Source organism: Variovorax sp. 01T439_2 (assembly GCF_056398445.1).
In genome coordinates this window covers 1-10,046 of record NZ_JBFTPJ010000216.1, presented here as the reverse complement: position 1 = coordinate 10,046, position 10,046 = coordinate 1, and the positions used below count along the sequence as shown (strand labels likewise).

Annotated in this window: 9 protein-coding genes and 1 pseudogene; 6 read left to right on the top strand and 4 right to left on the bottom strand. The window is 68.8% G+C overall.

Going from position 1 to position 10,046, the window contains the following annotated elements; translation table 11 throughout:
- The 4 genes from AC1DOC_RS12455 to AC1DOC_RS12440 form a co-directional block, all read left to right on the top strand.
- Nucleotides 1–349: acyclic terpene utilization AtuA family protein (locus tag AC1DOC_RS12455; RefSeq protein ID WP_478129876.1), on the top strand; the 349-nt coding region annotated here is incomplete at its 5' end.
- Nucleotides 346–714: an AtuA-related protein gene (locus AC1DOC_RS12450; RefSeq protein WP_478080660.1), complete on the top strand. Its 369-nt coding sequence runs from the start codon at nucleotides 346–348 to the stop codon at nucleotides 712–714. The genes AC1DOC_RS12455 and AC1DOC_RS12450, both read left to right, overlap by 4 nt.
- Before the next feature lie 47 nt (nucleotides 715–761).
- Entirely contained in the window at nucleotides 762–1,733 is a 972-nt protein-coding gene (locus AC1DOC_RS12445; RefSeq protein WP_478129875.1) for a Bug family tripartite tricarboxylate transporter substrate binding protein, read from the top strand.
- A gap of 62 nt (nucleotides 1,734–1,795) precedes the next feature.
- Nucleotides 1,796–3,886, top strand: a complete 2,091-nt coding sequence (locus AC1DOC_RS12440; RefSeq protein ID WP_478129874.1) for an alpha/beta hydrolase domain-containing protein — start codon at nucleotides 1,796–1,798, stop codon at nucleotides 3,884–3,886.
- Here the strand turns inward: AC1DOC_RS12440 and AC1DOC_RS12435 are convergent.
- On the bottom strand, nucleotides 3,883–4,680 hold the full coding sequence (locus tag AC1DOC_RS12435) for an NAD(P)H-dependent oxidoreductase (protein ID WP_478080658.1): 798 nt from the start codon (nucleotides 4,678–4,680) through the stop codon (nucleotides 3,883–3,885). The genes AC1DOC_RS12440 and AC1DOC_RS12435 overlap by 4 nt on opposite strands.
- Before the next feature lie 89 nt (nucleotides 4,681–4,769).
- Here AC1DOC_RS12435 and AC1DOC_RS12430 point away from each other — a divergent pair, with 89 nt between their 5' ends.
- On the top strand, nucleotides 4,770–5,663 hold the full coding sequence (locus AC1DOC_RS12430) for a LysR family transcriptional regulator (protein WP_478080657.1): 894 nt from the start codon (nucleotides 4,770–4,772) through the stop codon (nucleotides 5,661–5,663).
- A 48-nt stretch (nucleotides 5,664–5,711) separates the two neighbouring features.
- On the opposite strand, the gene AC1DOC_RS12425 is transcribed toward AC1DOC_RS12430, so the two are convergent.
- Entirely contained in the window at nucleotides 5,712–6,116 is a 405-nt protein-coding gene (locus AC1DOC_RS12425; protein WP_478129873.1) for a nuclear transport factor 2 family protein, read from the bottom strand.
- Between the two features lie 125 nt (nucleotides 6,117–6,241).
- Nucleotides 6,242–6,736, bottom strand: coding sequence for an Lrp/AsnC family transcriptional regulator (locus tag AC1DOC_RS12420; RefSeq protein WP_196230422.1), 495 nt, complete (start codon nucleotides 6,734–6,736; stop codon nucleotides 6,242–6,244).
- Nucleotides 6,737–6,801: 65 nt separating this feature from the next.
- On the opposite strand from AC1DOC_RS12420, the pseudogene ilvB reads away from it, so the two are divergent.
- A pseudogene (gene ilvB / locus AC1DOC_RS12415) lies at nucleotides 6,802–8,473 on the top strand (biosynthetic-type acetolactate synthase large subunit).
- On the opposite strand, the gene AC1DOC_RS12410 reads toward ilvB, so the two are convergent.
- On the bottom strand, nucleotides 8,470–10,002 hold the full coding sequence (locus tag AC1DOC_RS12410) for a cation:proton antiporter (RefSeq protein ID WP_478129877.1): 1,533 nt from the start codon (nucleotides 10,000–10,002) through the stop codon (nucleotides 8,470–8,472). The pseudogene ilvB and the gene AC1DOC_RS12410 sit on opposite strands and share 4 nt — an antisense overlap.
- Nucleotides 10,003–10,046: the final 44 nt, after the last annotated feature.

Here is a 10,046-nt window from a genome sequence, read left to right as displayed (position 1 = left end):
TGCCCGGCTCGCAGCCGAGGTGCTGCGCAAGCGGCTCGACGGGCTGGCGCTGCGCGTGGACCTGATCGGCGCGCTGAGCATCCTGGGCGACGATGCCGGACGCATGCTCGCGGACACGCCCGACACGGGCCTGCGCGATGTGCGCCTGCGCGTGGCGGCCACGCATGCGGAGCGCGCGCAGGCCGAGCGCCTCGCGCACGAGGTCATGGCGCTCTACACCTGCGGACCCGCGGGCGGCGGCGGCGTGCGCACCGCGCTCACGCCGCGGCTCAATACCCTGTCGTGCCTGCTGCCGCGCGAAGCGGTGCCGGTGCGCTTCGAACTGCTCGGCGCGGAGGCCCTGGCATGAACACATCGACCGACGAGATGATCGAAGTGCCGCTCTACCGCGCGGCCCACGGCCGCACCGGCGACAAGGGCGACCGCTCCAACATCAGCGTGATCGCCTGGCACGCAGACCTCTACCCCTTGCTGGCCGAGCAGCTCACGCCCGAGCGCGTGTCGATGCAGTTCCGCCACCGCGCGCCCGCGCGGGTGCAGCGCTTCCTGCTGCCCCGGCTGCATGCGATGAACTTCGTGCTCGACGCGGTGCTCGACGGCGGCGTCAACGAAGCGCTGAACCTTGATGCGCACGGCAAGGCGCTGTCTTTCCTGCTGCTCGACATGCCCATCCGCGTGCCGCGCGCGCTCGTGCCGCTGCTGGCGGGGCCGTAGCGGCAGCCATCCATTTTTTTACCAGCCATCCATCCGGAGACAAAACAATGAAACGACGTTCCCTCACCCTTTCGGCCGCCGCGCTGGCCCTGGTGCCGCTGCTGGGCCACGCACAGCAGCAGGCCTTCCCGGAAAAGCCCATCACGTTCGTCGTGCCCTTTGCGGCCGGCACCGCCACCGACCAGATCGCGCGTGCGCTGGGCAACAGCATCACGGCCGAAACGAAGCAGCCCGTGGTGATCGACAACAAGGCCGGCGCCAGCGGCTTCATCGCCTCGCAGCAGGTGGCCAAGGCCGYGGCCGATGGCTACACCGTGCTGATCACCACCAACACCACGCATGCCGCCAACGAGCACCTGTTCAAGAAGCTGCCGTACGACCCGGTGAAAGACTTCGCGCCCGTCACCGCGCTCGGCAAGGGCGGGCAGATCATGGTGGTGAACCCGTCGTTCCCTGCCAAGAGCGTGGCCGAGTTCGTGGCGCTCGCGAAGAAGGAGCCGGGCAAGTACAGCTTCGGCAGCGGCAGTTCGTCCAGCCGCATGGCGGGCGAGCTGCTGCAGCAGATGGCCGACATCAAGCTGCTGCACGTGCCCTACAAGAGCAACACGCTCGCCGTCACCGACCTGCTGGGCGGCCAGATCCACATGATGATCACCGACGCGGCCACCGGCCTGCCGCAGGTCAAGGCCGGCAAGCTGCGCGCATTGGGCGTTTCGAGCGCCGCGCGTTCGCCGCTCGCGCCCGACGTGCCCACCATCTCGGAAGCCGGCGTGAAGGGCTACGAGATGGGCTACTGGTTCGCGGCCTATGCGCCCGCGAAGACGCCGCCGGCCGTGGTCAAGCGGCTCAACGAACTGCTGGTGAAGGCCGCGAAGAGCGCGTCCGCGAAGACGGCTTTCTACGAGCCCACCGGCACCGAGGTGTTCACCACCTCGCCCGAAGAGCTCGCCAGGTTCCAGACGGCCGAGTCGCAGAAGTGGGGCCGCATCGTGAAGGCCGCCGGCATCGAAGCCGAGTAGGGCGCGCACCGGCCGTAGCGGAGACCGGCACCGCGCAGACACCCCAACGAAGGAGACAAACCATGAAACGCTGGAGCCTGTTGGCTGCCACGGTGGCTTCGGCCGCCCTTTTTCTGAGCGCATGCGGCGGAAGCGGCGGTGGAGGGGGCGGTGGCTTCGTGCTGCCGCCGCCGGCCGCAACCACGCCGCCGCCGGCAACTGCCGAAGCGCCCAAGTTCAAGCTCGCGATCGCGAAGACCGAGGACGTGGCCGGCACCTTCGGCAGCGTCGGCGCCTACGAGAAGATCACCGGCACCTTCACGGGCGAGGTCGATCCGAAGGACGCACGCAACGCCATCATCCAGGACCTGTCGCTCGCGCCGCTCAATGCCAACGGCAAGGTCGAGTACAGCTCCGACTTCGTGCTCTTCAAGCCCAAGGACATGGGCAAGGCGAGCGGCGTGCTGCGCTACGACGCGCCGAACCGCGGCAACATCGTCAACCTCGACCCGTACTTTGCATCGCGCGGCTACGTGTTCCTCACGGCGGCGTGGCAGGGCGATGTGCCGGCCGCGGCGGGCAAGCTCACGCTCAAGGTGCCCGTGGCCCGCAATGCAGACGGCAGCAGCATCACCGGCACCTACCGCGCCGAGCTGCTGCCCACTGCGGCCAGCAACGATTCGCTGCCGCTGCCCGGCGGGCCGTTCAACGCGGCCATGCAGGCCTATGCGACCGCGAGCCTGGACAACACGCAGCCCGGCTACGTGCTCACGCGGCGCATCAACGAAGCCGATGCGCGCCAGCTCATTCCCGCGAGCGACTGGAAGTTTGCCAAGTGCAGCGCCGCCGCACCGTTCCCCGGCACGCCCGACGAGACGAACGTGTGCCTGCGCGACAAATGGGATCCGGCCTACATGTACGAGCTGGTCTACGTCGCGAAGGACCCGAAGGTCATGGGCCTGGGCCTTGCCGCGGTGCGCGACATGATCGCCTTCTTCCACCGCGAGGCGAGCGACGCCGCGGGCACCGCCAACCCTGTGGCGGCCGCCATCAGGAACACCATTGCCTCCGGCGTGTCGCAGTGCGGCAACTTCATGAAGACCTTCGTGCACCTGGGCTTCAACCAGGACCTCGCGGGGCGCAAGGTGTTCGACGGCGTGTTCGCGCAGATCGCGGCGCGGCAGACCAACATCAACATGCGCTTCGCGATTCCGGGCGGCGGCGGAGGCGTGCGCACCGACCACACGGCCTTCGGCCASGCCGGCACGCGCGGCCTTTCGAAGGACTACGTGGACGACGTGGCGCAGCGCCGCGGCGGCATCCTGTCGCGCTGCGAGGCGAGCGGCACCTGTCCCAAGCTCTTCATCGGCTTCAGCGGCACGGAGTTCTATGTGCTGCAGGGCTCGCCGCTTTTGACCGACGCCTGGGGCACGGCCGACCTCGTGCAGCCGGACAACGCGCGCATCTACTACTACGCGAGCACCCACCACCTGCTGGGCCTGCCCTCGCTGCCGGGCGCGAGCGCCGGGGCGCTCTACGCCACCAATGCCAATGCCGGCGTGGTGCCGGTGGTGCGCGCGCTCTACCAGAACCTGGAGGACTGGGTCGTCAAGGGCGCCACGCCGCCCGACAGCCAGGTGCCCAAGCTGGCCGACGCCACGCTGGTGCGCCCGCAGCAGCTGAAGTTTCCGTCCATTCCGGGCGCGAACTACACAGGCCTGGTCAACACCTATTCGCTGCTCGACTGGGGGCCGAACTACCGGCCGCAGGACGAGAGCGGCATTGCCACGCAGGTGCCGCCCGCCTACCTGGGCCGCGACTACGCCATCCTCGTGCCGCAGGTGGATGCCGACGGCAACGACATCGCGGGCATCCGCAGCCTCGACGTGGCGGTGCCGGTGGGCACCAACACCGGCTGGAACTACACCAGCAAGCCGGGCACCATCGACCTGGCAGGCTTGTTCGGCGCGTACTTTCCGTTTGCGAAGACGGCGGTCGAGCGTTCGGGCAGCGGCGATCCGCGGCCCTCGCTGCAGGAGCGCTACACCGACCAGGCCGGCTATGTTGCGGCCCTGACTGCCGCCGCCAACGACCTCGTCGCCAGGCGCTTCATGCTGCGCGCCGATGCGGATGCGGCCATTGCCAACGCGGCGGCGAATCCGGTGCTGCCTTAGCCCGAGTTCCTGCCGGCCGGCGCGGCGTGCACCGCAAAGCCCGCCTCGCCCGGTGCGATGTCGCCCCGCAGTGTGAGCGCGGGAATCTCGTAGTCGCCGGCGTTCTGCGGGCGGAACGGGATCGGCTCGGTGGTTGCGAGCGTATCGAGCCGGCGGCCCAGTTCTTCGGTGATGCGCGCGTAGGCCGCGGCATCGACCTTGCCGGTGCGGTACACCACGTAGGGCGGCAGCACCTCGAAGCCGGGGTAGTAGAGGATGCCGTGGTGGATGGGAAACAGCAGGTCGTCCATCGGCCCGTTGATGCCGCGCGCGCTGTAGTGCGAGGCCCAGCCGCCGGTCGTGACCACCAGCATGGCGCGCTTGCCGGCCATCACGCCCTGGCCGAAGCGGTCGCCCCAATGCCTGTCGGAATGCTCGCCCACGCCGTAGGCAAAGCCGTAGGCGTAGACGCGGTCGACCCAGCCCTTGAGGATGGCCGGCATCGTGTACCACCACAGCGGAAACTGGAAGATCACGGTGTCGGCCCAGAGCAGCTTGGCCTGCTCGGCGGCGACTTCCTCTCGCTGGGTGCCGCCCTCGAAGGCGCGCTGGGAATCGGCGATGGGGTCGAAGGGTGCGCCGGGCTCGAGATGCGCGAAGTCGTCGGCGGCCAGCGTCGCCTTCCATTGCATGGCGTACAGGTCGGACACCTGCACCTCGTGCCCGGCCTGCACGAGGCGTTCGCGCATGAACTGTTTGAGCGAGCCGTTGAGTGAACGGGCTTCGGGATGGGCATGGACAAGAAGGATTTTCATGGCTGCATGGTTCGTCGGATGAAGATGCAGGCAGGTTAGGCGTCGTCGAGCTATATTGGAAATGAATATTCAGAATTCCAGGAATAGCGATGGACAATTTCAAGCGGCTCGACCTCAACCTGCTGCTCACGCTCGACGTGCTCCTGGCCGAACGCAGCGTGACCCGTGCCGCCGAGCGCCTGAACCTCTCGCAGCCCTCGGTGAGCGTGCAGCTCGCCCGGCTGCGCGAGGTGTTCAGCGATCCGCTTCTGGTGCCCGCGCAGCGCGGCATGCGGCCCACCGCGCGCGCCGACGAACTGCGCGAGCCGCTGCGCGAAGCGCTCGAATCATTGGGCCGCGCGGTGGCGCCCACCAAACCCTTCGACCCCGCCGAGGCGACCACCACCTGGCGCGTGGCCGCGGCCGACTATGCCGAGTCGGCGATCCTGCTGCCGGCGCTCGCCGGTCTGCGCGCGGCCGCGCCCCACACGCGGCTGGCCGTGGTGGAGGCGGTGCCCTCGCGCATGGCGCGGCAGCTGGAGCAGGGGGAGATCGACCTGTTCTTCCACACCAGCGTGGGCGCGCCGTCCGGGCTGCACCGGCGCGTGCTGTTCAACGAGCGCTATGTGCTCGCCGGACGCAGTGGCCATCCGCGCCTGAAGCGCCGGCCGACGCTCGCGCAGTTCTGCGCGCTCGAGCATGTGGTGGTGTCGCTCGGCGGCGGCGGCTTTGCCGGGCCCACGGACGAGGCGCTGGCGCAGCAGGGGCTCGCGCGGCGCGTCGCGCTGTCGGTGCCGCATTTCCTTTTCATGATGTCGGTGCTGGCGAGCACCGACATGGTCGCGATGCTGCCCGGGCGGCTCGCGCGCGGCGCGCCGGGGCTGCGCGTGGTGGAAGCGCCGCTGGAGGTGCCGGGCTACGAGATGGCGATGCTGTGGCACGAGCGGCGCCATCGCGACCCGGGGCATCGCTGGCTGCGGGAGCGGATTGCGGCGAGCCTGTAGGCGCCGGGGGCGCGAAGGCCCCTGGCGTGAGGTCAACGGCCGCGAGAGCTAGTGGCTCTTTGCCTTCCCCGTGGGTGCAGGGGCTTCCGTGTGCATGACACATCGCCAGGCGTCCCCGTCGCGGATCCACGTCGACGTGTCGAGCATGTCCTGTTCGATCTTTTCGGACTTTCCTCTCGGCGACAGCGTCTGATGGGCCTTGTAGCTCAGGACTGCGGTGTCATCGTTGGGGAAGGCGGCCTCCATGTCGCTGAGCTTGAATGACTTGACCACCATGGTCCCGTGCTCCGCCATCTCGCGGTAGCCGGCGTGGTCGWACTTCATCGAGCCATGGGAGCTCACCATGAAGGCCGGTTCGCACAGCAGGTCGAGGGCGGTGTTCGTGTCGCTGTCCACCATCGACTGCCAGAATTTCTTTTCAAGAGCGAAGAGCTCGCGGCTTTTGTCTTGCACAGGCGTCTCCTGGATAGGTTGGGAAAGCAACGATCGAGTGGCCGTGGAGCCCGCGGTGCAGGGTCAGCCGCAGAGTTGCGGTCAGCAGCTTCCTACGGCATCGCGGTGCGCGAAGTGCGCCGCCCTCAGATCACCGGCACGCTGGTTTCCTTGAGCACGCGCAGCACGAAATGCGACTTGCTGTGGCGGATGCCCGGGATCTTGTAGAGCTTTTCGCGCAGCAGCCGTTCGTAGTCGCGCGTGTCGCGCACCGCGATGCGGATGTAGTAGTCGTAGTCGCCCGACACCAGGTAGGCCTCCTGGATCTCCGGAATGGTCGCGAGCACGCGGCCGAAGTCGTAGAGCGTTTCGTCGGTGTGGCTTTCGAGCGTGACCTGCACGATCACGGAATCGTGGTAGCCGAGCTTGGCCGGGTCCACGTCGATGGTGTAGCGCTTGATGACGCCATGGGCTTCGAGCTTCTTGATGCGCGTCCAGCAGCTGGTGGGCGACAGGCCGACCTCATTGCCGATCTCCTGCAGGGTCTTGCGCGAGTCGAGCAGCAGCACCCGCAGGATGGCCATGTCGATCTTGTCGAAAGATCCTTCTTCAATGGAGGCTGTTTTCCGAAGAGTTTTCATGAATTGGACCGAAAGAGCCAAAAGAAAGAAGCAAATTCTGCATCAGAAGCGGAAGAATTGACGGCATGCGACTGCTCGACCTTCCCCTCACGCCTTCCCCGTCCCTCCACCCCGAAGTCCCAGGCGCCGCCTTCCGCGTGCGCAACGGCGCCGAGGCCCTGCTCGACACGCTGGTCGAGTGCGGCGTCGACACCATCTTCGGCGGGGCGCGTGGGCGTGGTGCTGGTCACCTCGGGGCCGGGCGTGGGCAACACCATCACGGGGCTGCTCGATGCCATGAGCGATTCGGTGCCGGTGCTCTGCATCAGCGGGCAGGTCGCGACCGCGGTGATCGGCACGCAGGCCTTCCAGGAGAGCGATGCGCTGGGCATGTCGCGCCCCGTGACCAAGTGGAACCAGCAGGTGCGCGCGGCGGACGACGTGCCTTCGCTGGTGCGCCGCGCGCTGGAGATCGCCGCCTCGGGCCGGCCGGGGCCGGTGCTGCTCGACGTGCCGAAGGATGTCCAGCTCATGCGCCTTGTTGGGCACGGCGCCGCATCGAGGCCGCTGCGCGCATTGCGCGCGGGCAGGGCGGCGCTGCCGCCGAAGGCCATGCTGCAGCGCGCGGCCGACCTGCTCTCGACCGCGCGCCGGCCGGTGCTCTACGGCGGCGGCGGGCTGATCAACTCGGGGCCGGCCGCCTGCGAGGCCTTCGCGCAGCTGGTGCAGCGCCTGCATGCGCCGTGCACGCTCACGCTGATGGGACTCGGCGCCTTCCCCGCGTCCGACCCCAAATTCATCGGCATGCTGGGCATGCACGGCATGCTCGAAGCCAACCTTGCGATGCACGAGGCCGACCTGGTGGTGTGCGTCGGTGCGCGCTTCGACGACCGCGTGACCGGCAAGCTCGACGAGTTCTGTCCGCATGCGCGCAAGATCCACATCGACATCGATCCCGGCAGCATCAACAAGGTGGTGAAGGTCGATGTACCCATGGTGGGCGATTGCGCCGCGATCCTCGATGCCGTGCTCGCGCTGCTGCCGGCCGAAGGCCTTGCGCCCGAACGGCTCGCGCCCTGGTGGGAGCGCATCGAGCGCTGGCGCGCGCAAGAGTGCCTGCGCTTCGCGCCGCGTGGCGACGCCATCCTGCCGCAGCAGCTGATGTCGTCGCTGCAGCGCGCCATCGCGGGCCGCGACGCGATCGTCTCCACCGACGTGGGCCAGCACCAGATGTGGGCTGCGCAGTACCTGCGCTTCGACCGCCCGCGCCGCTGGCTCACCTCGGGCGGCGCCGGCACCATGGGCTACGGGCTGCCCGCGGCCATCGGCGCGCAGATCGGCCACCCCGATGCGCTGACGGTCTGCGTGAGCGGCGACGCCTCGGTGCTCATGAACATCCAGGAGCTGTCGACGGCGGTGCAGCACCGCGCGCCGGTGAAGCTGGTGCTGTGCAACAACGGCTACATGGGCATGGTGCGGCAGTGGCAGGAGCTCAACCACGGCAACCGGCTGAGCCACAGCTGGAACGAGGCGCTGCCCGATTTCGTGGCACTGGCCAGGGCCTTCGGCTGGGGCGCACGCCGCGTGTCGGACCCGGCCGAACTCGAAGCCGCGCTGGCCGAATGCCTGACGAGCGAAGGCCCGTTCTTCCTCGACGTGCAGGTCGCCGCGCAGGAGAACTGCTTTCCGATGATGCCGGCCGGGCAGGGGCACCACCGCGTGATGCTGGCGAAGGACCGCTGGTACGAGGAAGCCTAGACGCTCTGCAGGCGCACGTCGGCGGCCGGGATCGCATTGAGCTCGGCCCAGTCCATCTCCTCCTCGAGCCGGTGGTAGGTGTCGTCCTCGATCCGGCCACTCGCGCGCAGGCCGTCGAGTGCCTGCCGCTGCGCGCGGATGGCCGTGGCGCGCAGGCGGTCGTGCGCCGTCTTCGCCTGCGGCTCGGCCGTGTCCGACGCCAGCACGCGCGCCGCGCGGTACTCGTCGCGCACGGCCTCGGCCTCGGTGCCGTTCTCGGCTTCGAGCGCAGACAGCGCCGCATCCATCATGGCGGTGCGCGCGAGCGAGATCTCTTCTTCGAGCGATGCATCGGGCGCGATCCTCAAGGCCCTGATCAGCGGCCCGATCGTGAAGCCCTGGATCACCAGCGTGCCGAGCACGACCGCGAACGCGCTCAGCACGATCAGGTCGCGTCCCGGAAAGTCGGGCGGCAGCGCGAAGGCCGTGGCCATGGTGACCAGCCCACGCATGCCCGACCATCCCACCAGCAGCCCGATGCGCTTCGACGGAATCGCGATGCGCCGGGGCTTGAAGCCCAGCCGGTGCTTGGCCGCGCGCATCACCGCACCGTAGAACAGCACCCAGCCCACACGCACCGCGATGACCAGCGCCAGCACGATGCCCGCGAATTGCAGCGCGTGCGCAAGCGCGGGCCCCGAAAGCCGGTCGACGATGCCGCGTGCCTGCAGGCCCATCAGGAAGAACGCGAGCACGTTGAGCGTGAACACCACCGCGCCCCACACCGCGTAGGAATGCACGCGGTCGCGCGGCGCGTTGCGGCCAGGCGCGTACTGGCCCAGCGTCATGCCGAACGCAACCACCGAGATGATCGGCGACAGGTGCAGCCGCTCGGCCACGATCCATGCGCCGAAGGTCATGACGAACTGGAAGATGATGGCCGAGCGCGTGCCCGCAAAGAGCGGTGCGCCCACGTGCAGGTTGAGCTTGGCAAACACGATGCCGACCAGCGCGCCGCCCGGCACTGCAACCAGCAGCATCGGCAGCGAGCTGGTGATCGGCAGGTGCGCCGAGCCTGCGGCCGACACCGCCACGCCGAACACCAGCAGTGCGACGGCGTCATTGAGCAGGCTTTCGCCGTTGATGACCGACAGCGTGCGCCGCGGAATGCGGAACTGCTGCATCACCGCTGCGGCGGCCACGGCATCGGGCGGTGCGACGATGGCGCCGAGCGTGATGGCCGCGGCCAGCGGCAGGCCGGCGAATGCCCAGCCGGCCCATGCCACCGCGGCGGTGGTCAGCAGCACGGCCACCAGCACCAGCGAAACCAGCGGCAGCCAGTTGCGGCGCAGCTCGCGCGGCGCGGTGTCGAAGGCCGAGTCGAGCAGCGCAGGCGCGATGAAAAGCGCGAGCGCCAGGTGCGGATCGAGGCTGATGTGCGGCACCCAGGGCATCGCGCCCAGCGCCACGCAGGCCAGCGCCAGCATCGACGGGTAGGGCAGCGCAAGGCGCCGCGAAAGCTGCAGCAGCAGGCAGGCCGCGACCAGCATGGCGCCGCGAAAGCTGCAGCAGCAGGCAGGCCGCGACCAGCATG